This is a genomic window from Desulfurella sp., assembly GCF_023256235.1.
Lineage (GTDB): Bacteria > Campylobacterota_A > Desulfurellia > Desulfurellales > Desulfurellaceae > Desulfurella.
In genome coordinates this window covers 15,959-38,335 of record NZ_JAGDWY010000011.1, presented here as the reverse complement: position 1 = coordinate 38,335, position 22,377 = coordinate 15,959, and the positions used below count along the sequence as shown (strand labels likewise).

The 22,377-nt window shown below is 30.8% G+C and carries 22 protein-coding genes and 1 pseudogene; 9 read left to right on the top strand and 14 right to left on the bottom strand.

What is annotated here, in order from left to right; translation table 11 throughout:
* From Q0C22_RS01305 to Q0C22_RS01265, 9 genes and pseudogenes are all read right to left on the bottom strand, one after another.
* A pseudogene (locus Q0C22_RS01305) lies at positions 1 to 1,005 on the bottom strand (hypothetical protein); the annotation flags it as partial.
* An 11-nt stretch (positions 1,006 to 1,016) separates the two neighbouring features.
* A complete protein-coding gene (locus tag Q0C22_RS01300; protein ID WP_291490286.1) occupies positions 1,017 to 1,382 on the bottom strand; it encodes a roadblock/LC7 domain-containing protein in 366 nt (121 codons plus the stop codon).
* A 92-nt stretch (positions 1,383 to 1,474) separates the two neighbouring features.
* Complete coding sequence (locus Q0C22_RS01295) at positions 1,475 to 3,085, bottom strand: spore photoproduct lyase family protein (protein WP_291490285.1); 1,611 nt, start codon at positions 3,083 to 3,085, stop codon at positions 1,475 to 1,477.
* Positions 3,085 to 3,576, bottom strand: coding sequence for an outer-membrane lipoprotein carrier protein LolA (locus Q0C22_RS01290; RefSeq protein WP_291490284.1), 492 nt, complete (start codon positions 3,574 to 3,576; stop codon positions 3,085 to 3,087). Before Q0C22_RS01290 ends, Q0C22_RS01295 begins: the two co-directional genes overlap by 1 nt.
* Positions 3,527 to 4,438 carry a dihydroorotate dehydrogenase gene (locus tag Q0C22_RS01285; RefSeq protein WP_291490283.1) on the bottom strand — a complete coding sequence of 304 codons (912 nt, stop codon included), beginning with the start codon at positions 4,436 to 4,438 and terminating at the stop codon, positions 3,527 to 3,529. Before Q0C22_RS01285 ends, Q0C22_RS01290 begins: the two co-directional genes overlap by 50 nt.
* Positions 4,432 to 5,145, bottom strand: coding sequence for a dihydroorotate dehydrogenase electron transfer subunit (locus tag Q0C22_RS01280; RefSeq protein WP_291490282.1), 714 nt, complete (start codon positions 5,143 to 5,145; stop codon positions 4,432 to 4,434). Before Q0C22_RS01280 ends, Q0C22_RS01285 begins: the two co-directional genes overlap by 7 nt.
* A 2-nt stretch (positions 5,146 to 5,147) precedes the next feature.
* Entirely contained in the window at positions 5,148 to 5,618 is a 471-nt protein-coding gene (greA, locus tag Q0C22_RS01275) for a transcription elongation factor GreA (RefSeq protein WP_291490281.1), read from the bottom strand.
* On the bottom strand, positions 5,608 to 8,811 hold the full coding sequence (gene carB, locus Q0C22_RS01270) for a carbamoyl-phosphate synthase large subunit (RefSeq protein ID WP_291490280.1): 3,204 nt from the start codon (positions 8,809 to 8,811) through the stop codon (positions 5,608 to 5,610). Before carB ends, greA begins: the two co-directional genes overlap by 11 nt.
* 49 nt (positions 8,812 to 8,860) lie before the next feature.
* The gene (locus Q0C22_RS01265; protein WP_291490279.1) at positions 8,861 to 10,003 is read right to left on the bottom strand and encodes an amidohydrolase family protein; all 1,143 of its coding nucleotides are present in this window, start codon (positions 10,001 to 10,003) and stop codon (positions 8,861 to 8,863) included.
* Positions 10,004 to 10,108: 105 nt separating this feature from the next.
* Here Q0C22_RS01265 and Q0C22_RS01260 point away from each other — a divergent pair, with 105 nt between their 5' ends.
* Entirely contained in the window at positions 10,109 to 11,128 is a 1,020-nt protein-coding gene (locus Q0C22_RS01260; RefSeq protein WP_291490278.1) for a molybdopterin-binding protein, read from the top strand.
* Positions 11,129 to 11,130: 2 nt separating this feature from the next.
* A complete protein-coding gene (locus Q0C22_RS01255) occupies positions 11,131 to 12,300 on the top strand; it encodes a molybdopterin molybdotransferase MoeA (RefSeq protein WP_291490277.1) in 1,170 nt (389 codons plus the stop codon).
* 3 nt (positions 12,301 to 12,303) lie between these two features.
* Here Q0C22_RS01255 and Q0C22_RS01250 read toward each other — a convergent pair whose 3' ends face one another.
* A complete protein-coding gene (locus tag Q0C22_RS01250) occupies positions 12,304 to 12,609 on the bottom strand; it encodes a hypothetical protein (protein WP_291490276.1) in 306 nt (101 codons plus the stop codon).
* Between the two features lie 136 nt (positions 12,610 to 12,745).
* On the opposite strand from Q0C22_RS01250, the gene Q0C22_RS01245 reads away from it, so the two are divergent.
* From Q0C22_RS01245 to Q0C22_RS01215, 7 genes are read left to right on the top strand one after another with little or no spacing between them, the layout of a single operon-like run.
* Complete coding sequence (locus tag Q0C22_RS01245) at positions 12,746 to 13,288, top strand: SurA N-terminal domain-containing protein (protein ID WP_291490275.1); 543 nt, start codon at positions 12,746 to 12,748, stop codon at positions 13,286 to 13,288.
* A 2-nt stretch (positions 13,289 to 13,290) separates the two neighbouring features.
* Positions 13,291 to 14,400, top strand: coding sequence for a glycoside hydrolase family 18 protein (locus tag Q0C22_RS01240; protein ID WP_291490274.1), 1,110 nt, complete (start codon positions 13,291 to 13,293; stop codon positions 14,398 to 14,400).
* Positions 14,401 to 14,437: 37 nt separating this feature from the next.
* On the top strand, positions 14,438 to 15,226 hold the full coding sequence (locus Q0C22_RS01235; protein WP_291490273.1) for a flagellar hook-basal body protein: 789 nt from the start codon (positions 14,438 to 14,440) through the stop codon (positions 15,224 to 15,226).
* Between the two features lie 18 nt (positions 15,227 to 15,244).
* A complete protein-coding gene (flgG, locus tag Q0C22_RS01230; RefSeq protein WP_291490272.1) occupies positions 15,245 to 16,033 on the top strand; it encodes a flagellar basal-body rod protein FlgG in 789 nt (262 codons plus the stop codon).
* Positions 15,972 to 16,889 carry a flagellar basal body P-ring formation chaperone FlgA gene (gene flgA, locus Q0C22_RS01225; protein WP_291490271.1) on the top strand — a complete coding sequence of 306 codons (918 nt, stop codon included), beginning with the start codon at positions 15,972 to 15,974 and terminating at the stop codon, positions 16,887 to 16,889. Before flgG ends, flgA begins: the two co-directional genes overlap by 62 nt.
* Positions 16,886 to 17,443 (top strand): UbiX family flavin prenyltransferase, encoded by a 558-nt coding sequence (locus Q0C22_RS01220; protein ID WP_291490270.1) that lies wholly within the window; start codon positions 16,886 to 16,888, stop codon positions 17,441 to 17,443. The genes flgA and Q0C22_RS01220 overlap by 4 nt, the downstream gene beginning before the upstream one ends.
* Complete coding sequence (locus tag Q0C22_RS01215) at positions 17,434 to 19,056, top strand: AarF/UbiB family protein (protein ID WP_291490269.1); 1,623 nt, start codon at positions 17,434 to 17,436, stop codon at positions 19,054 to 19,056. The genes Q0C22_RS01220 and Q0C22_RS01215 overlap by 10 nt, the downstream gene beginning before the upstream one ends.
* Here Q0C22_RS01215 and Q0C22_RS01210 read toward each other — a convergent pair.
* The 4 genes from Q0C22_RS01210 to Q0C22_RS01195 are packed head-to-tail and all read right to left on the bottom strand — an operon-like array spanning position 19,049 to position 22,285.
* Positions 19,049 to 20,230 carry an HD-GYP domain-containing protein gene (locus Q0C22_RS01210; RefSeq protein ID WP_291490268.1) on the bottom strand — a complete coding sequence of 394 codons (1,182 nt, stop codon included), beginning with the start codon at positions 20,228 to 20,230 and terminating at the stop codon, positions 19,049 to 19,051. The two genes, Q0C22_RS01215 and Q0C22_RS01210, sit on opposite strands and share 8 nt — an antisense overlap.
* Positions 20,231 to 20,245: 15 nt before the next feature.
* Entirely contained in the window at positions 20,246 to 20,632 is a 387-nt protein-coding gene (locus Q0C22_RS01205; protein WP_291490267.1) for a PadR family transcriptional regulator, read from the bottom strand.
* On the bottom strand, positions 20,616 to 21,329 hold the full coding sequence (gene truB / locus Q0C22_RS01200) for a tRNA pseudouridine(55) synthase TruB (protein ID WP_291490266.1): 714 nt from the start codon (positions 21,327 to 21,329) through the stop codon (positions 20,616 to 20,618). Before truB ends, Q0C22_RS01205 begins: the two co-directional genes overlap by 17 nt.
* Positions 21,326 to 22,285, bottom strand: a complete 960-nt coding sequence (locus Q0C22_RS01195) for a bifunctional oligoribonuclease/PAP phosphatase NrnA (RefSeq protein WP_291490265.1) — start codon at positions 22,283 to 22,285, stop codon at positions 21,326 to 21,328. Before Q0C22_RS01195 ends, truB begins: the two co-directional genes overlap by 4 nt.
* Positions 22,286 to 22,377 lie beyond the last annotated feature (92 nt).

The window sequence follows — 22,377 nt, the reverse complement described above, 5'->3', positions numbered from 1 at the left end:
ATGTTTTCCATTGATCATTACAGGCATGGAGATGTCATACATAATTTTGCCAAGGTCTCTTGGATATATTTGAAATAAAATAGGATCTGTATTTCTTGCAGCAGCAAGACCTGTTGGGTCATTAAAGATGCGCATTGATCGGTTTCCTGCAAGGTCTTTTTGATAATCGCCTGTTAGTGGTTGATCGTAAATTGAATTGTGCGCAGGCAAATAACCATTTTCATCAACCAACACTACAAAAACAAATTTTTTGTTTAAATTTAGTACTTCATCTTCAATTGGTTGAATGTATTTTTTCATGAAATCAGTAAATTTTGTTTTGTATTTTTGAGGGTTTGTGTTTTCTACAGGTATATAATTTCTATCCCAGAGTTCTTCTTCGGATATTACACCATCCTTTAGTGCATTTTCTATTGTAGTTTGTATTTTTTCTACAGATGATTTTAAAATTTCATAAATTGATTTAAAAGCATCATCTTCTTCGAAGATAAAGCTCATAATACAATCTTGAGGCTCTTTTTTCATGTAGCCTTTTTCTTCTTTTTTCATTTTTGGTGTTAAAAATGAAAGTGTATTTTTAGCTAAAACATCAAAATATGTAGAAAACAGCGGAGGGTATGGACACACGCTGGTATCAACTGGACCGCCACCCACACCAACTGGACAAAACATGCATGAGTCTTTTCTAATGTTTATAGTTACTGTTTTTTTTGAATTTTCTTCAGAAAAAGATACATTGTAATGATTTGCAAATAGGAGGTATTCGTTTAGAGCGTCGAGAGCTTTTTTGATGTTAACATCCAGACTATCTTGTGGATTAAATTTTGGTAACAGATTTTTATACATTTGATGCAATACTAACCTTTGTGCAGTTGCTTTCATTGCAGGTACTATTATTGCTTGATTCATTATACCCAAATCATAAGAAGATCCAACCAAAGATGCCCAAAAAACATGAGCACCAGTCAATTTTTCAAGTCGTTCTTTTTTCTCTTCTTCACTCACGAACTACTCCTTTATGACATTAATTCTTTTAGTTTTTTTGATGTGTTTTTAATGTCCAAATAAAGCAAACCCAATTTTACACCTGGTTTTGCAAGCACAATTAAAACTGCTTCGCTGCCAGCTGATGTCAATATTATATAACCTTTATCGCCTTTAACGGTAACCTGCTCAGGTACACCTTTTTCTAATTCATCTACTGCACGCTCACCTAATGTTAGCAGTGCAGCTGACATTGCAGCAACTCTGTCTTCATCAAAATTAGACGGCAACTGTGAACTTATCATTAAACCATCTGAACTTACCAATGCTGAACCTTCAATTTGCGGATTTAATCTAACTAATTCTGCCAATTGTGCGTTGAGATCTTCTTCTTTCATTATTAAACCTCCAAGGTAATTTTTTAATTTATATAATAATCAATAAAGGATGTCAAGTATTAAAGATAAAACCTAGATTTACTTAATTTAAGTTAACACATATTATAGTAAATTTTATCTTTAAAATCACTAAATATATTTTGTATTGCGTATTTTATATTTTCTATTTTATTTGATAAATACATATTGTTTTTTAAGATCATGCCTGAAAGAATTGCCGGGTTTTTATCTAAAAAAATTTTGTACTCGTTTTTTGAAAATCTCAAAAAACCAATTTCAATTGAGTGCAAATGTTTTAATTGCTTTAAGAAACTCACAAAACTTTCATATTGATTTAAAAATTCACAAAAAAAAGGATCAAAACGAATGCCAATATTAAAACCGGCGTTGTCTAACAATTTTAACGCTTCAATTCTTCTTGTCAGGTTTGGAGTAAAGTATTCGAATTTTTCTATAGCATTTTGAGGTGCAAGCGAAAAAGCAATTATTGTATTTTTAAAAGGTTTGTGTTGTAATAATTCTTTAATATTGGCTGATTTTGTCCTGATTTCTAATATTGCATCGAGATTTTCAAAAAACTCGGCAAATTTAATATAACTTTTATCAAAGATACTTAAAGCTATAGGATCGGAAAATGTTCCAAAGTAAAAATACATTGGTCTTAGTTTATCTTTTTTCAGTGTTTTTTTAATTTCTACAAAGTAATCCTGTATATTTTTAAAAATAACTGGATTAAATGATTTAAAATAACCTTTTAAAAAACAATATGAACAATCATATATGCAATTATAGGACTGTAGAATTGAGTATCCATAGGTACCTTGCGGTGTGTAATGATCTGGAGTTTTCCTTAGAAATTCTCCTTTCTTATTTGCAAAAATTACTGCACATTTGTCTTTTAGATTGTGAAAAATACCAACATAATCGGAAATTTTTATGTATTTTTTTTCAACAGGCAGCTCACTAAAGCTGCATTTAAGTTTAAATGGTGTTTTTGTGATTTTTGAAGTATTAACAACAATTTTTTTATATATATTTTGACGCATTGTAAATGTGTAATGTTTTTTTTCAAAAAGTTTTTTTAAACCAAAAAGCACATTTAAATCAGTAGTGCGTGTTTTAAAAAAAATTTCTGTTAGGTTGTTATCCGTTATTGTTTTAAAAGTATTTATTACATTTAAAACCCTAGTGTAATCAATTGTAATCAATTTCTTAATTATATCATTGTTATCACTTATAAGTTTTACAATAAAGCCCTTTGCGTTTAATTGATTAAGTGCTTTTGCAAAAAAATAAGCTTCCATATCAATACAATCGCCAAAATTGCTTAAATCTTTATTTAGTGCATAATTACCAAAAACACTTATGCAATCAACATTTTTAAAACCATTAATAGTATTTAATTCTACAGGGTTTAGTAGTGGTGATAGATTTGTATCAAATAATTTTATCTTTTTAGCTATTATTATATCACCTATTTTTAAATCTGATATATTTCCTGCTGTACCAAATAAAATACTTAAGTCTGGTTTTAATATTTCGTTTAACTTCGTAAATTCAAAAGCAAGGCTCAATGCGCCTTTACCGAAATTTACATAAATTGCTATACCTTTTGCTAGGTATAAATTGCGCTGTTTTTGAGCCTTGAAATATTCAATGAATGGTTTTGCTTCGTTGTAGTGTTCGCAACATAAAAGCAACATTAAAAATTAAATATTATTATATTGCCATAAATATCTGTAATTTTAATTTCTTTAAGTTTTTGGTTATCTAAAGAAAGATCTACCCGAGCAATGTTTGTTTTTTGTTTTGGTGTAAGCAAAAAGTTACTATTTGTTTTTTTAATATCAAAGATTGAATTAATGTTTTCTTTTCCCAAAAAAAGATTGTATAAAACTTGATTAAAACCTTCTAGTGGATAAACTTTAGTACTATTGTCTATAGTATCATATACTTTGGCATCTTTTAGTTTTACGGTCTCATTTTTGTAGGTAAAAATCATATATTGCCCTTTTTTTATTGTCAAAATACCATTTCTTTCAAGTTTTTGTTTTGTCATTGCATTTATTGCAATTTGTTTAAAAGGCAAAACCTGATAATTTTTAAGAGAAATACCCAAGTCTTTTAATGTGTATGCAAAAGCACTAGTTGTGAGCAAGACCAACAAGCTTGCCAACATCATCAATTTTTTCATTTTCTAAGTACCTCCTTATTCCTTTTATTATTTTTAAAGCAATATCTGGTTCAACAAAATTGGCTGTGCCAATTTGTATTAAAGATGCCCCAGCGAGAAAGTATTGAATAGCAATATCAGGACTATTTATACCGCCAACGCCAATTATTGGTATATTTATTTTTTCATAGGTTTCATAAACCATTCTAAGCCCCACTGGATAAATAGCTGGTCCGCTTAATCCGCCAAATTTATTCCCAAGGAAAGGTTTTTTGGTTTTTGTATCAATAACCATACCCGTAATAGTGTTTATTAAACTTACCGCATCAGCTTTAGCAGATTGAGCCGCCTGTGCAATTAGAGCAATATCTGTAACATTTGGTGTTAATTTGACAATTATTGGTTTTTCGCAAACTTTTTTGATGCTTGATACAAGGACAAATACAACTTCTGGGTCTTTTCCAAATGTAGCACCGCCTGCTTTGACATTTGGGCACGATACATTTACTTCCAAAGCAGCAATTTGTTTATAATCATTTAGTTTGCTTGCAAGTTCCACAAATTCTCCGATTTCACCACCATAAATATTCACTATTAAGTTTGTATCAATATTGTCAAATTGGGGTAAAATATCGCTAATAAATTTTTTATAGCCTATATTTTGTAAGCCAATAGAGTTTAGCATACCACATGGAGTTTCTATAATTCTTGGTGGCGGGTTGCCCTGCCTTGGGTTTAGACTTAAGCCTTTTACAATAACACCACCAAGAAGCCCTATATCAAAAAATCCATTGTACTCAATCCCGTAACCAAATGTGCCAGAGGCACTCATCACTGGATTTTTAAATATTAAATTATTTAATTTTACTGATAAGTTTACCATATTATCTCCGCATAATTAAAGATTGGTCCATCTTTGCAAACCTGTTTGTACCCTTTTATTGTATTTACGCTACAACCCAGGCAAACACCAAAACCACATGCCATGTTAGATTCTAGGGATATATCCATACTAAAACCTTTTTCATCTGCAAGTTTGCATAAAGCACTAAGCATAGCATTTGGTCCACAAGCATAAACATGATACGAATTATCTAAATGAGACAGCATATCAACAACTGTGCCTTTTATACCAGAAGAGCCATCAATTGTGGCAATATGACCAAAGTCTACAAAGCAATCATTAACAGTATTAAATCCAAAAAAACACTCAGATTCAATTTTTTGCTCGTCTAAAAAGTTTTTCAAACCAATAAGTGGTGCAACACCAATGCCACCACCTACTAGAGCAAGGCGTTTGTGTTTTATTTCAAAACTATTGCCAAAAGGTCCTGTAAAATCGATAAATTCACCCTTTTTTAAATCAGATAAAATCTTTGTTCCAAGACCAACTACTTTGTAGTAAATATCTATTGATGAATTTACAGCTTCAGCTATGCTAAATGGTCTTCGAAGTAATGGTTCATTTAAATTATTTACTTTAAGCATTAAAAATTTGCCTGGTTTGTAATTAAACCAATGCGGCTTTTGAAGTTTTATACAATATATATCATTTGCAACTTTATCGTTGCTTAATATTAGTGCTTGCATAATTATGATATGTCCTCTATTTCAAAATTTTTTAAACCAGCTGGTACTTTTACGCTCACAACATCTCCTATCTCTTTACCTAAAAGTGCCAAAGCTATTGGGCTGTTTACAGAAATTTTTCCTTCGTTTGGATTAGCTTCATCTTCGCCTACTATCATATACTCAACTTCCTCATCTGTATCAGTATTTAGAAGCTTTACTTTGCATCCAAAACTTATTTTGTCTTTTGGAACACTATTTGGGTCAATTATACAGGCTTTATTTATTTTATTGGAAATTTCTGTTATACGTTTTTCTATAAAAACCTGTTTTTCTTTTGCTGCATGATACTCGGCATTTTCACTTAAGTCACCTTTAGCACGTGCCTCTTCTATTTCTTTAATAATCTTAGGCCTTTCAATTTTTTGTAGTTTTTCTAATTCATCAATTAGCTTATTGTAGCCTTCTGGTGTAAAAAATACTTTATTGCTCATGGTCTATCTCCTTATAATAATCTTGAATTGCTTTTACATCTATATTTTGAGATTGGATCTTTGCTGTTATGGCTTCGATGCTTGCCAAAGCTCCCCAAACCGTGGTACAATAAGGTATATTTTTTAACAAAGACAACCTCCTGATATGAAACGAATCACTGAATGATACTTTACCTGATGGTGTGTTTATGACAAAATCTATCTCATCATTAATGATTAAATCAAGAATATTGGGTCTACCCTCACTGACTTTTTTAACATAATATACATTATCAAGATTTTTTATCATATTGTAAGTTCTTTGTGTTGCAAATATTTTAAAGTTTAAAGAAACCAATTTTTGCGCAATTTCATTTACATAAGCTTTATCTTTATCAGCAAGCGACAAAAATACATTGCCTTTTGTAGGCAAAACCGAACCACTTGCATAAAAAGCTTTGTAATATGCCAGTGAGAAATTTTTATCAATACCCATAACCTCGCCTGTGGACTTCATTTCTGGACCCAATACAACATCAACATCTGGAAACTTAGCAAAAGGTAAAACAACCTCTTTTACAGCATAATATTTGGGAACTACTTCTTTAACATTAAGCTCTTTTAGCGTTTTACCAAGAAGCACTTTTGTTGCAATTTTGGGCCAGGCAACGCCTGTTGCTTTACTAACAAAAGGTATCGTCCTTGAAGCTCTTGGATTAACTTCAAGAATATAAATTATATTATCTTTAATTGCAAACTGTATATTTATAAAACCAACAATTTTTAGTTCTTTGGATATGATTTTTGTTTGGCGCTTTAGCTCATCTATCATTTGTCTATTTAGGGTTCTTGGTGGCAAAGAACAAGCAGAATCCCCAGAGTGTACTCCTGCTGCTTCAATATGTTCCATTATACCACAAATAACCGTATCAGTCCCATCTGATAATGCATCAACATCTATTTCAATTGCATCTTCTAAAAATTTATCTATCAATATAGGGTGATCTCCCGATACTTTTATGGCTTCTTGTGAGTATTTTTCCATATGAGATTGGTCGTAGACTATCATCATTGCTCTTCCACCAAGCACATATGACGGTCTTACAAGCACTGGGTAGCCAATAGTATTTGCAATCTCAATTGCTTGCTGTATTGTTGTTGCTGTTGCACTTGTTGGTTGTTTTAAGCCTAATTTATTGATTAACTGCTTAAATAATTCTCTATCTTCGGCTATATCTATGCTTGATGAGTCTGTACCTAATATTTTAACATTGTTTTTTTGAAGTTCGCTTGCAAGCTTAAGTGGTGTTTGACCCCCAAACTGTAAAATTACACCTTCTGGATCTTCGTTTTCTATAACATTCATAACATCTTCAAAAGTTAAAGGTTCAAAATAAAGTTTATCAGAAATATCATAATCGGTTGAAACAGTCTCAGGGTTACAATTTATCATGATAGATTCAAAACCTTCTTCTTTCAATGTAAGACTAGCATGTACACACGTATAGTCAAATTCTATGCCCTGACCTATTCTATTTGGACCACTGCCTAAAATTACAACCTTTTTTTTGTTGGATTTTTTAGATTCATTTTCATCTTCGTATGTTGAATAAAGGTATGAAGTATATGATTCAAACTCAGCAGCACATGTATCAACCATCTTATATACATTTTTGATATTCAAATTTTTTCTTAAAGTTCTAACGTCTTCTTCTTTTTTATTGACAAGATTTGCAATATATTTATCCGAAAAGCCGTATTGTTTGATTTTTTTAATGTTTTCAATATTTATGCCATTTAATTTTATTTCATTTTCCATATCAAGTATTTGTTTTATATTTGCCAAAAACCATTTGTCAATAAATGAATATTTGTATATTTCATCTATAGACATGCCCATTCGCATTGCTTTTGCAATGTAAAATAAGCGTTTACTATTTGGATGAACAATTTTATCGATAATTTTTACAATGTCATTTTCTTGGGGATCTTCAAAACCATAGTAATCTAACTCAAGCGATCTTATGGCTTTTTGTAAGGATTCTTTAAATGTGCGCCCGATAGCCATAACTTCGCCTACACTTTTCATCTGCATCCCAATTTCATCTTTTGTGTTAAATTTTTCAAATGTGAAGCGCGGTATTTTGGTTACAACATAATCTAGTGTTGGCTCAAAACTTGCGGGTGTTTTTTTGGTTATATCGTTGGGTATTTCATCCAAAGTATAGCCAATGCTTAAAAGCGTAGCAATTTTTGCTATAGGAAAACCTGTGGCTTTGCTTGCCAGTGCGCTTGAGCGTGAAACTCTTGGGTTCATTTCTATTACGTAAAATTCGCCATTTTGAGGGTTAACACAAAACTGTATATTGGAACCACCTGTTTCCACACCTATTTCTCTTATTATTTCAATACTTGCATCTCTTAAAAGCTGATACTCTTTATCTGTAAGTGTTTGCGCAGGCGCAACTGTAATAGAATCCCCTGTGTGCACGCCCATTGGGTCAAAGTTTTCAATTGAGCAAACGATAACAACATTATCCGCTTTGTCTCGCATAACTTCAAGTTCAAACTCTTTCCAGCCAATAACGGATTGTTCCACTAGTATTTCTTTGATAGGACTTTGATCCAATCCCCATTTTACAACAGATTCAAATTCATCTTTATTGTAGGCAATCCCTGCACCGGTACCACCCAATGTAAACGATGGTCTTACAATTACTGGAAACCCTATTTCGTTTACAGCAAGATTTGCTTCTTCAATGTTTCTTACTACAGCTGATTTTGGCGTTTTAAGACCTATTTTGTTCATTGCTTTTTTAAATAATTCCCTGTCTTCAGCCTTTTTTATTGATTCTACATTTGCACCTATAAGTTTTACATTGTGTTTTTCAAGAACACCTGCTTCATATAAGCCTACAGCTGCATTTAATGCTGTTTGACCACCAAGTGTAGGCAATAAATGCGTGGGCTTTTCCTTTGCTATGATTTTTTCTATAAATTCTACGCTTATTGGCTCAATGTAAGTTTTGTTTGCAAACTGAGGGTCTGTCATTATTGTAGCTGGGTTTGAGTTGACTAAAACTACCTCAATTTTCTCTTTTAACAAGGCTCTACAACTTTGTGTCCCTGAATAGTCAAATTCACATGCCTGACCAATTACTATTGGACCTGAGCCTATAATAAGGACTTTTTTAATAGAGTCATCTTTTGGCATACATTAACCTCATTTTTTATAGTCTTAAACATAATACAAATTTTTATATTTATTGCAAAATTTCTTCAAGCGCATTGTTTGTAGATGCTCTTATAAAGAAAGGGTAAGCATAAAATCCCTTTTTAAAGCCAATTTTTAAATTTAGTGCATTGTAACCCCCAAGTGTAGCTAATTCAAAAAAATAAGCAGGATCAATTTGGCTGTAATATTTATATAAAAATTTCAACTCATTGATAATACTTAAATCCCAGTTACTAGCAAGAGAATCTGTGCCAATCGCCACATTTATGCCAGACTTTTTTAGTAACTCTAAATTTGGAAGTGTTTTGCTTATATAATAATTACTGCGTGGCGATATTACAATACTTGAGCCGGTAGATTTTAAAAAGTCAATTTCATGAGGTTTGATATATACACAATGAACAAATAAACCTTTTTTTATGTCTCCTAAACTTTTTATGTATTCAAGTGCACTTGGATAATGTAATTTGTCTTCTATCAAACCCTTTTGTTGAAGCATTTCATATAAATCTCCACAGGAATTGGCAAATAGATTTTCATATTCACTTTCTAAAAAATGCAAACTGAACAAATCGTTTCCAATCTTTGGATTGTTTTTAAGCAATGTATATTTTAGTAAGTCTTTGTGTGTAGAATAAATAGAATGTGCACTAACATAAATTTTTACATATTTTTTTTGTTTTATATTTTCAATATTATTTTCAATATACGTAATTTTTTCATTTGCTATATCTTTTTTTAGTGAATAATTTTCAAAAAAAATAATAGATTTTGGTATTTTAGTAAGATAATCTGCAGTTTTTAAAGTATTGCTGATATCTGCAATGGCGCAAACTCCATTTTCAATTTGAGTGTCAACTGCTATTTTGATAGAATTTTGTAATTGGTTTTCATTATCTTGTTTCTTGCTTTCTATCATTGTTTTAAGCCAGTTTACAAATCCCAGATATGGCTCAATTTTTATATTTGAAAGTTCCAGGTGTGTATGTGCATTAACAAAACCGCTAAATAATACACCTTCACCATAGTCTGTTAAATGTGATAGAGGATAGAGTTTTTTTGCGGTGTTAAGTGGTAATAAGTCTATTACAATATTATTTTCAAGTACACATGCTGTTTGCTTTCTAAGCTTTTTACCATCAAACAACCACTTAGCATAAACTATTTCCATCAAAATCACCTATAGTACTCAATTTTTTTTAAAATGTCAAGTTAGCGTTATATTATTTTAAAAAAAACGCTTGACAAAAAAATTGCTTTATTTAAAATTTAACCTGTGAAAAAAATAAAAGTACCTATTGAAAAAAGCGTTGGTTTAGCCCTAGCTCATGATATCACATATATAAACAAAGATGAAGGTTTCAAGGGTGCGCGATTTAAAAAAGGCCATATTGTGGAAAAAAACGACATTGAAATTCTCAAATCTATTGGAAAAAATTACATATATCAGCTAATACCAGAAAAAGACGATATACACGAAGATGATTTTGCACTAGAAATCGCACCTTATATTGCAGGAGAAAATGTTTTTTACGATAAAGCTCCAAGCGAAGGTAAAATTAGTTTTTATTCTTCAATTAATGGTTTGTTGAAAATTGACAGAAATAAATTATTCAAAATAAACGCTCTAAGTGATTTATCTCTTCCTTGCATACACAACAATTTTGCATGCACACCAAACAAAACGATTGCAGCGTTTCGCATTATACCGCTTTATGCGAAAAAAAACTTACTGGATAAAGCAAAAAAAATTTTAAGCAACCCACTTTTTAATGTAATACCATATACTGTAAAAAAAATAAATGTAATAATTACGGGAAATGAAATCTACTATGGTCTAAGAAAAGATAAATTTAAAAGCCATATAGAATCAAAACTCAAAAAATTTAACTACTCAATTTGTGATTATCAAATTGTTCCCGATGACATAAATTCTATTATAAAAGCCACACAAGAGTTAAGTTATGCTGATTTGTTATTTGTTTGTGGTGGAAGCAGTGTTGATCCAGACGATGTAACAAAAATAGCACTTGGTAAAGCAAATGTAAAGTTTGTGTTTAAATCAAACCCTATACAGCCTGCAAATAACTTAAGTGTTGGCTACCTTAACGATACAACTGTGTGCGTGGTACCAGCCGGTAGCCTATACTATAAGGCAAGTGCACTTGATATTTTTTTACCAAGGCTTCTTGCAAAAGACAAAATTGACAAAAAAGAATTAAAGTTCTACAGTGAAGGGGGTTTGTGCAACTTTTGTGATTATTGCACATACCCTATTTGTTCGTTCGGTAAATAAATATGAAAAAAAATGTTTTAGAAGCACTCGAAATTATACTTGGATGCGTCAAGCCTAAACCATCTGATATGGTTTATTTAAATGAATCATTAGGTAGGGTAATTTATACCGATATAATTGCAAAATCAGATTATCCTTCATCAAACAAAACAGCAATGGATGGCTATGCTATAGTCTATAAAAACAAAGATAAGCCACTAAAAGAAATTTCGGACTATGCCAATTTAGATGAAAATTGTGCTTTAAGATTAAACACAGGCAATGAAATACCAGAAATCTTCGATTGTGTTGTAGAAGTTGAGCTTATTGAAAAAGATGGAGATTTCATAAAAATCAAAAAAAACATTGAACAATATAGAAATTTTGTTTTTTCTGGTTCTGAGATAAAAAAAGGTGAGATTGTACTTAAAAAAGGCGAGCTTATAAATGAACAAAAGAGAGCCTTAATTGCTTATCTTGGAGAAGTTTTGATTGAAGTTTATCAAAAACCTATTGTTGGGATAATCACAACAGGCGATGAAGTTGTTTTTCCAGGTTTTAATTCAAACAGTGATAAAGTTTACAATACGAATTATTTTTATCTTGAAGGTTTTATAAAAAAACTTAACGCTGAATGTATTTATTTTGGTCATGTAAAAGATGACCCAGATGATTTAATTAAAATTTATAATTATGCCATATCGCGCTGTGATATACTAATCAGTACTGGTGGTTCGTCAAAAGGCACAAAAGACTTTACAAAAAAAGTTTTTCAAGAGTTAGAAATAGATACAAAATTTGACGAAACGACAGTTAAGCCAGGAAAACCTTTGATATTTGGACAGTTAAAAGATAAATTAATATTTGGGATGCCAGGCTGGCCATCATCGTTGGTTGTAAATGCACAGCTATTTTTAAAACCAGCTTTAAAAAAACTATCAGGTTACACTAACTATAAAAACAAAATATATTTTGCTAAAACAATAAAACCTATGCATTCAAGAATTGGCAAAGATTATTTCAACAGGGCAATTTACGCTTACACCGAAGATGGCATTTTTGTAGAACCACTTGAAAATCAGGACACAAGCAACTTTTTTTCAATGGCAAAAGCTAATTGCCTGGTATGGCTTGATACAAATATTGGTAATGTAGAAAAAGGAACGCTTTTGCCAATTATAATTATTGACTAAAAACTATTTTATTAGATTAAAATCCAAACTAGACCCAGGCATTGTAGAGCTTATTTTTATATCACTTTTTGCTTCTAAATACTTATTTTTTATATCGTCTGGGACGTCTTTGAATTCATATACAATTTTATCCAATGGAATTTTACCACCGATTTTTTCTTCGAATGGAAAACCGTAAGGCAATATTGCCAGTTGAATTCCTCCAGAAGATGGAATTACCTGAATCAATGCAACATCTTCTAGATAGTCTGAAACTTTTGTACCAATTACCGTTTCGCCTGTAACAATTTTTACAATTTTAATTTCCATAATTCCCTCCTGCTTTCAAGATTATACAATATTGAAACTTTGTCAATAACAAAATTAAAGGTATTTTGATGTTGACAAAACCGTTTGCTATAGTTTACAATAAGCAAAGAAAAAATTGTTTATTTAAGGAGTGTGTATGAAGTTTTTGGCTAGTTTGTGTCTGGTGATGGTTTTTTTAACGGCTACTGCTTTTGCTCAGACTCAGGATAAAGTTTTAGCCACTGTAAATGGGTACGAAATTACGCAATCGGCTGTGGATAATATTATGAAATCACTGCCTGCTGGTGTGGTTAATGATAAAAACAAAGAACAGGTAAAAGAAAATGTGCTTAATACTCTTATCAGCGAAAGGGTATTGTTGGACGAAGCAAAAAAACTTAATCTGGAAAAAGATCCCCAGGTTGCTCAAGAAATTAAAGCTCAAACCGACAATATTTTAATCAATGCGCTTTTGCAAAAGAAATTTGGCAATCAAAATTTTACACCGTCTGATAAAGAAATAACGGATTTTTACAATCAAAATAAATCAAAATTAAAAGACTCAAAAGGACAGGTTCTTCCTTTAAGTAAAGTAAAACCCGAAATTGCTCAATATTTAACAAATATGAAAAAGAAACAAGCACTGGATCAATACATTGAAGAGTTAAAAAAACAGGACAACATAAAAATTAACAAATAAAAATGAAATTTTTAACGCTTATCATAGCGTTAGTTATGCTAGCTGGCTGCAGCTATACACCTAATATTTCTACATATGTACAGCAGCAGCCATTAATAGAACAAAAACCAGCTAGAGTTTCCACTTTTTTAATAGCTGGTTTTTATCCTTACTGGGAACAATCAAAATTTCCTCCGCAAATTGCAATTACCAACAATATTGATGTACTTTATCATGCTTTTGTTTGGCCTGATAAAAACGGTAATCTTTTCGTACCTAAAAATTTCGAAAATAAAGAAATTATAAATATAGCCAAAAGTAAAAATATTAAAGTTTTGCTATCTGTAGGTGGTGGCAATACCTCACAATCATTTTCCACTGTTTTAAGCAATAAGGATTTATTTTATAAGTTTGCTTATCAATTAATAAATTTTGTTGTTAAAAATAATTATGATGGTGTTGATATTGATTGGGAGTTTCCAAAGAACATTAATGATGAATATAATTTAAATAAATTTGTTGAGTTTTTAAGACAAAATCTTGGTGATAACTATACAATAAGTATAGATCTGCCTTTTGCCAATTACAGTGGTAGATATTTTGACATAGATTTTTTGAAAAACATTGTCAATTATTTTGTTGTTATGACTTATGATTATTCAGGCTCGTGGAGTAGAATTAGTGGATACAATGCACCGCTTACATCAGGTTTTTGTAACTCTCATGATATACAAAAAAGTATTGAATATTGGCTTGCAAGGGGTGTTAAGCCTAAATCCATGTTACTTGGTATACCATTTTATGGTAGAGCTTTTAATTCTGATGAACCTTGTCAGGAATTTAACCAATCTTTTGCTGCTACTTATAGAAATATATTATCACTTTTAAAAAATGAAGATTATCAATATTTCTGGGATTTTATGACAAAAACACCGTATCTTGTAAATAAAAAGGATAAGATTTATTATAGTTTTGATGATCCTTCATCCATTAATGCCAAGATTCGTTATGCTTTTGAGATGAATTTGGGTGGAGTGGCTATTTGGGAGATAACTCAAGATATTGTAAATAATCACCATACTTTATTGCCAGATATAGCTCAAACAGTAAAAAATAATGAATTGTTAAATTAAGAACAGATTTTGCTATATAATGCTAAAGGAGGCTAAAGTGCTAAGTGGTATTTACACATCAGCAAGCGCTATGATTATAGCAGCGCAAAGGGTAAACAATATTGCAAACAACATTGCAAATGCAAATACAGTCGGTTTTAAAAGTGAAGGTATAAATCAAAAAAGCTGGTCAGAATTTAATGGTTATGCAAATGCAAATCTCCCAATACCACCAGATACTAAACTTGCTGCCAATTTTATAAATGAAACGGTAAACTCAGTTGTTCATATGGACAAAGACTATATCAATTTTTCTCAAGGTTCACTGGAAAAAACTGGAAATAAACTGGATTTTGCCATTGAAGGCAAAGGTTTTTTTGCCGTTTTGACACCAGGCGGTATACAATATACAAGGGATGGTCAATTTGGCATAAATAATCAAGGGATATTAGTTCAAAGAGGTACAAATTATCCAGTTCTTGGTGATAATTATTTTAAAAATGGAAAATTTATTAAAGTAACTCCCCAAACTACTTTTTCTCAAACTGGTGCCGTGTTAGAAAATGGTACTCAAACAGATTCAATTGCAATAAGAGATTTTAATAATTATGCGAATTTGAGAAAAGTTGGAGATAATTGTTTTGTGCCTGTTAACAATATGCAGCCACAATTAACAGCAAGCTTTACTTTAAAAGAAGGTTATTTAGAACAATCAAACGTTAATATAGTAAAAGAAATGGTTGAGCTCATACAAAACCAGCGATCATACGATAGTTATCAAAAAGTTATATCAACATTTGCAAATCAATTGATACCGAATACTATTCAAATGGGCAATCTAACATAAAAAAGGAGGAAGCAAAAAATGATTAGGGCTTTGTGGACAGCAGCCACAGGCATGCAAGGTCAGCAGACCAATATAGATGTGATAGCAAACAATTTAGCAAACGTAAATACAGTAGGGTTTAAACGATCCAGGGCAGACTTTGAAGATTTAATATATCAAACACAAAAAGAAGCAGGTGTAAATACGACATCAAATACTGTAGAGCCCACCGGTATACAAATCGGTTTAGGCACTCAACTTGCTGATGTATCAAAAAATTTTATGCAAGGAAGTCTTCAAGAAACTGGAAATCCACTTGATCTAGCTATACAGGGCAGCGGTTTTTTTCAAATAACAATGCCAGATGGTACAATAGCATATACAAGAGCTGGTGATTTTAAATTAGACAATAATGGGAGAATTGTTACACCAGACGGTTATCCTTTATCGCCAGAAATAACTATACCGCAAGATACAACTTCAATAAGTGTTGGTAATGATGGTACCATATCAGTATTGGAAGCTGGTCAAACAACGCCAACGCAGCTTGGCCAAATTCAGTTAGCTTTTTTTGCAAATCCAGCAGGTCTTAAAGCTATTGGTCAAAATCTATTTCAACAAACAGTATCATCAGGTACACCTACGCTTGGTACACCTGGTATAAATGGTCTTGGCACTATTAACCAAGGTTATCTCGAAATGTCAAATGTCAGCGTTGTTCAAGAAATGGTTGATATGATTGCAGCGCAAAGAGCATATGAGACTAATGCAAAAGTTATACAAACATCTGATCAGATGTTGCAAACTGCAAATAATCTCAAGCAGTAGCTTAATATTAATTATATTTGTTATTACATATGTCAATGCATTTTCTTGTGATATTGATTTGATTAAAAATGTAGAAGTTAACTCAGACAGGGTTTTCATATCCAATATAGCTTCAAAATATCCCAAAAATATAGAAAAAATGCCAGTTTCTTTAGCTCCTATGCCGAATGAAACCACAAAAATCGATGCTAATTATTTAAAAAGCATATTAAATAGTAATAATATGCATTATAGTATATGTGGAGAATATTCTATAGTAAAGAGAAAGGCATTTTTAATCACAGCTGATACCATATATAGATTAATGGGTGAAAAAGATTTAATTATACAAACAAAATTACCAATAGCTTTGCCTTACAATCATTATACTTTAAGTATTAGCGGTATAAAAAATTATGGCGAATATAGCTGGATTCAATTGACAGTCATGCTTAATAATCAAGTTTATAGAAATTTTTTTATACAATATTTAAAAAAAATTGATTCTTTAGTTCCTATAGCAAGTCAGGATATAAGAAGTTATCAGGTAATATCTAAAGGTGATATAGAATACAAAAAGGTAGATTATGTGCCATCATATGTAATTACAAGTAAAGATTCAATTATTGGCGCAAAAGCACTTGGAAACATAAAACAAGGCAGTTATTTTACTTTTTATAATACACAAAGGCAGATGCTGGTTAATATTGGCGACACTGTAAGTGCTGTGTATGATAAAGACGGCATTGATATACAAACAAGCGCCAAAGCTTTGCAAATGGGTTATAAAGGTGATATAATAAAAATAGAGTTTCATTCAAAAAGAATTGGCAATGCTAAGGTAATTGGTTTGAAAAAAGTTGAAATAATTCAATGAAAATTGTAGTAGGCATAAGCGGTGCAAGTGGTATTATATATGCAAAAAGATTGCTTGAATATTTAAATTATGCCAATAAATATAAAATTTATGCCGTAGCTTCTAAAGAAGCAGTTAGTATTGCCAAAAAAGAAATAAGTATTGATTTAATAGATTTTTTTAAATCTTTAAATATAGAGTACTTTGATAACGATAATTTTTATTCTCCTATTGCCAGTGGTTCTTTTTTGGTTGATAAAACTATAATTATACCTTGTTCTGTTAAAACACTATCAAGCATTACCTGTGGTTTTTCTTATAATTTAATAACAAGAGCATGTGATATAGCAATAAAAGAAAGACGCACATTGACAATTTGTCCAAGAGAAATGCCATTTTCTCCAATACACCTTGAAAATATGTTAAGATTGGCACAAATTGGAGTGAATATTGTTGTGCCCGCGCCTGCTTTTTATGGTGAACCCAAAACGATAGATGATTTAGTAAATTTTGTTGTTGGCAAAGTATTGGATGTTTCAGGTATTGAAAACAACATATACAAAAGATGGAAATAAGAAGAACTTTTGGAAACATAAAACGATTTCGTGAAATATCATTTATCCTTGCTAAATATGGTTTTGGATTTGTTACAAAAAACATAAAATTTCGAAAAACTAAACCTTCAACAACCCCAGAACAATTTAGAAAATTACTAGAAGAATTAGGTCCTACTTTTGTTAAATTTGGTCAGCTTCTATCTACTCAAGAAAATATTTTACCATATGAATTTGTAGAAGAATTAAAAAAATTGCAAGACGATGTTACGCCTTTTGAATTTAGTAAAGTTAAAGCAATTATAGAAACAGAATTTAAAAAACCTTTGAATGAGATTTTTTCATATTTTAACGAAAATGTAGAAGCAAGCGCTTCACTTGGTCAGGTACACAAAGCAATTCTTATAGATGGCCAAACTGTTGCTATTAAGGTAAAAAGGCCAAATATTGAAAAAATTATACAATCTGATATAGAACTTTTAAAACAAATAGGGGATTATTTAAATTCAAAATTAAAATTGTACTTTAATTTTGAAATCAAGCCTCTTATATTAGAATTTGAAGAAACAATCAAAAAAGAACTCGATTACGAAATCGAAGCTCAATATATGCAAACATTCAAAGAAAATTTAGCCAAATTTAAGAATGTTCATGTACCAAAGGTATTTTGGGAATACACCTCACGTAATGTACTTACCATGGAATTCATTGATGGTTATAAGGCAACAAATATAGAAAATATTAGACAAGCAGGATTTGATACTCAAAAACTTGCTATAGAAGGAGCTAAGGTTTTTTGGACACAGATTTTTGACATTGGTTTATTCCATGCAGATCCCCATCCAGGTAATATTATTATTATGCATGATGGAAAAATCTGTTACTTAGATTATGGGATGGTTGGTAGAGTTACAGAAGATGATAAATTAAATTTGGTAGAAATGATACTTGGATTCATACAAAAAGATGCTGACAAAATTTTGATATCTGTTTCAAATTTTACATTAAATACAAACATTTTAAACAATACATACCTTAAATCAGATATTGTTGAACTGATAGACATATATCATTCTCTACCATTAAAGAGAATCGATATATCAAAAGTTTTGAGAGATTTATTCAGAATCTTAAAAAAATATAATATTATAATAAGCAAAAACTCATTAAGGCTTTTAAGGGCAATCATAATAGCAGATGGAGTTGGAAGACAATTTTATCCGGATTTTAACTTTACAGAAATAGCAAAACCTTATTTTGAAAGTTTTGCAAGAAAACTTTACTCACCTTTTAGGATTTTAAAAAAAATTTTACAACCCAATGCTACTTACGCAATAATAGCAAATAAGATTCCTTTTTTATTCAAAAAAGCAGAAGATGTTTTAGAAAGCGGCCAAATAAAAGTTGAAATTCAGATTAATGGTCTTGATAAACTTATAAATACAATTCGTCTTGTAGCTAGGCAAATTGGTATCAGTTTAATAATTAGCTCTATTATACTTGGTACATCGATTTTAATAAAAGATCATTTAGGCAAAACATTTTTCGGAATGCCAATCAAATTAGTAATACCAATAATTATTATAATAATTTTAGGAATAGGTATCTATAAAGCAGAAAAAGAACTCAAATAATTATACCGGCTATATTTATAAGCGGATTTTTTACCAAGTCTATTTCAAGTGGAGTTATTCTCCTTTTTGAGGCGTTATATAATAGCCTAACCGTAGGTCTAGTTAAATTGTCCTGATTTACTTTAGAAACGACACCTATAAAGTTTTTATACTTTCCATTTAAAATATACACGGTTGTACCTACTGGATAAATTGGAATAATGTCGGAAAAAACTCTAAAAGCTTCAATATTGAGCTGGGTTCCTGCCATTCTTTTCATAATAAAAAAAGCCTGATCCGGAGTATAAGCAGATCTATATGCTCTAGGCGATACCAAAGCATCATAGATATTTGCTATGCTTACAATTTCGGCTAAAGGCATAATATATCCTTTTTCTGCTGTTTTATCTGGAGTTGGCAATAAATTATTTCCTTTTAGTCCCCTTGGATAACCCAGACCGTCTTGTTGTTCATGATGCTGATATGCTATATGAGAAGCAATTATACCAACTTGTGTAATGTCTTTTAAAACTAAATAGCCTATCTGGGGATGTTTTTTTATCAATTCATACTCTTTAGGAAAAAGTTTTCTGGGCTGAGTATAAAGGCTTTTGTTTATTAAAATCCTGCCTATATCATGCAATAAACAACCCTTTGCTAACTCAATAAGTTTCTTTTTTGTATATAATAGCTTATTTGCAAGCGCAACAGAAAGAATTGTAACATCAAGGCAGTGCTGGTAAGTAAAGCTATCCTGTTTTTTAAGACTTGCCATACCATTTAAAACTTTTATATCAGCTAAAGAATTTACAATATCAAAGGCTATAGATTCTATTGATTTAATAAATGGAGAATCGGCTAACTTTTTTTTAATTTCACCTTTTTCTATTTTTTTGACAATCTCTTTAAAATCATCGACATTGTCATCTTTTGTAGGTGTTACTACATCAAAAACTTTTTTGATAGTTTTTATTGCTTTATTTTTTAGCTCATCACTAATTTCCTCTTCTATGACAATATCTTTTGTATCATCGTCTTCAACATAGACAAATTGATAACCGTATTTGTCTAGTATATGAATGTAATGTTCATCTAATTTTACACCTTTATTTAGGAGAACCTGGCCTTTTTCGTTAACAATAGCTTTTCCTAAAATATCATTGGGTTTAAGTGATTTTACTGAAACTAAGTACATTTAGTATTAATTTTTTTACTCTTTTTTTTTGTATATTCTTTCATATTCACCAAGAAAACTATCTATACTATCTCTGAGATTTGTTAGTATCTCAGCCCATTTGGCTAAATTATCCCTACCCGCTTTTGTAATAGCATAAATTCGCCTTGCATTGCCTTTTTCTTGTAAATTCCATTTAGATTTAATAAGTCCTTCTTTTTCCATTGTGCGAAGAGTTTTATAAACATAACCAAGTTCGTAATTTTCATAATGTATGCCCATATTTTTTAATTTTTCAATTAAATCATAACCGTGGGACTCTTCTATGCCAATAAAAAAAAGTAAAAAAGCCCTTAAAAATCTTGGCGGACGTTCACCTGGATATTCTTTGCACCAACCTTTTATTTTAATTTGCGATTCCATTAGACACCTCCAATGTATATAATTTAGCAATATCTTTTACTTCTTCAATAGGAATAATATGTTTTTGGTTTATACACGACAGAACTATAGCATCTCTAATACTATATGGAAAAATATAGAGCCTTTCTAAATATGTAACAGTTGCGTAAGTATTAATTGACCTTGCAATATCTCTTGCAAGTGCTCTAATATATGTTCCTTTAGAGCAGGTAATCTTTATATCTAAAACACCATTTGTATAATTTAAAATATCAATATTAGATATATAAACTGTTTTTTTTGGCAAAACAACATTTTGGTTTGAGCGTGCATACTTATATAGCCTTTTGCCAGATACTTTGACATTAGAATATATTGGTACAGTTTGTTCGATTTTACCAATAAAATTTTGTGATATGGTTGTTAATATTTCATCCAAATCTGGTATTTTATTGTTTTGATAAACAACATTTCCAGTTATATCAAGCGTATCTGTCTCAAAGCCAAATGTTATTTTTGCTTTATATACTTTATAGCTTTTTTCAAAAAAAGATAACAATCTTGTAGCTTTTCCTATCCCAATTATCATTAAACCACATGCAAATTTATCTAAAGTCCCGCTATGACCAACTTTAACATTGAAAATTTTTTTTATTTTTTTAACAACATCAAATGAAGTAATACCGCTTGGTTTATCAATAAGCAAAATTCCATTCATGTTAAAAAAGAAAAAGCTTTGATAAGTTTTTCTTTAACATCTTCTATGCTGCCTTCAAGTTCAAAACCTGCGGCATTTTTATGTCCACCGCCGCCAAAAGATGCTGCAATACTTGATACATCTACTTGATCTTTAGAACGTAAACTCACTTTTATAAAATTTGGTTTATCTTCCCTTAATAGAGCTCCTACCTCACAACCTTTTACGCTTCTTGCAATATTAACAAAACCTTCTGTATCATCTGCGGTAGTTTTTGTATCTTCATACATTTTTTGCGTAATATACATTATTATAAGTTTATTGTTATAATAAGGCGTTATTGTATTTATAGCCTGCCCCATTAATTTTAGTGTGGATAATTTTTTTGATTCGTATATATTGTATGCAATTTTCCAGGGCTTAACACCTAAGTCTATAAGTTCTGAAGCGATTCTAAAAGCATTCGAACTGGTTGATGAGTATCTAAAAGACCCTGTGTCTGTTAATATGCTTAGATATAAGTACTCTGCCGTTTTCAAGCTTATTGGGATACTATTAAACTTTAAAATTTCGTAGATCAAGCAACCCACTGCAGCTGCCTGTGGTACGACGTAGTTAATATTGCCATACTGTGTATTTGTTGGGTGATGATCTATATTTATCAAAATCTTGTCTTTAACGTATTTTTTATCAAGGTTTGTTCTTTCAAAATCTGCACTGTCTACTGTAATGATAACCTGAACTTTTTCATTATTTTGCAGTTGCACAATATTCTTTACATCATCAAGAAAAAAATATAAATCAGATATTTTTGAAGTATTTGCTACAATAGCTCTTTTGCCATATTCGGTCAGGGCTTTGTAAAGAGCCAAACTTGAGCCTATTGCATCGCCATCCGGATCTTTATGCCCTACAATGAGAAAATCATTGTAATTTTTTAAGTAATATCCTATTTTTTCCAATATATTTTCATTCATTTTTAATCTGCCTCAATATATCATCAATTTTAAAACCATTTTCGATAGATTTATCATAAACAAACTTAAAAGTGGGACATGCGCGCAATTGT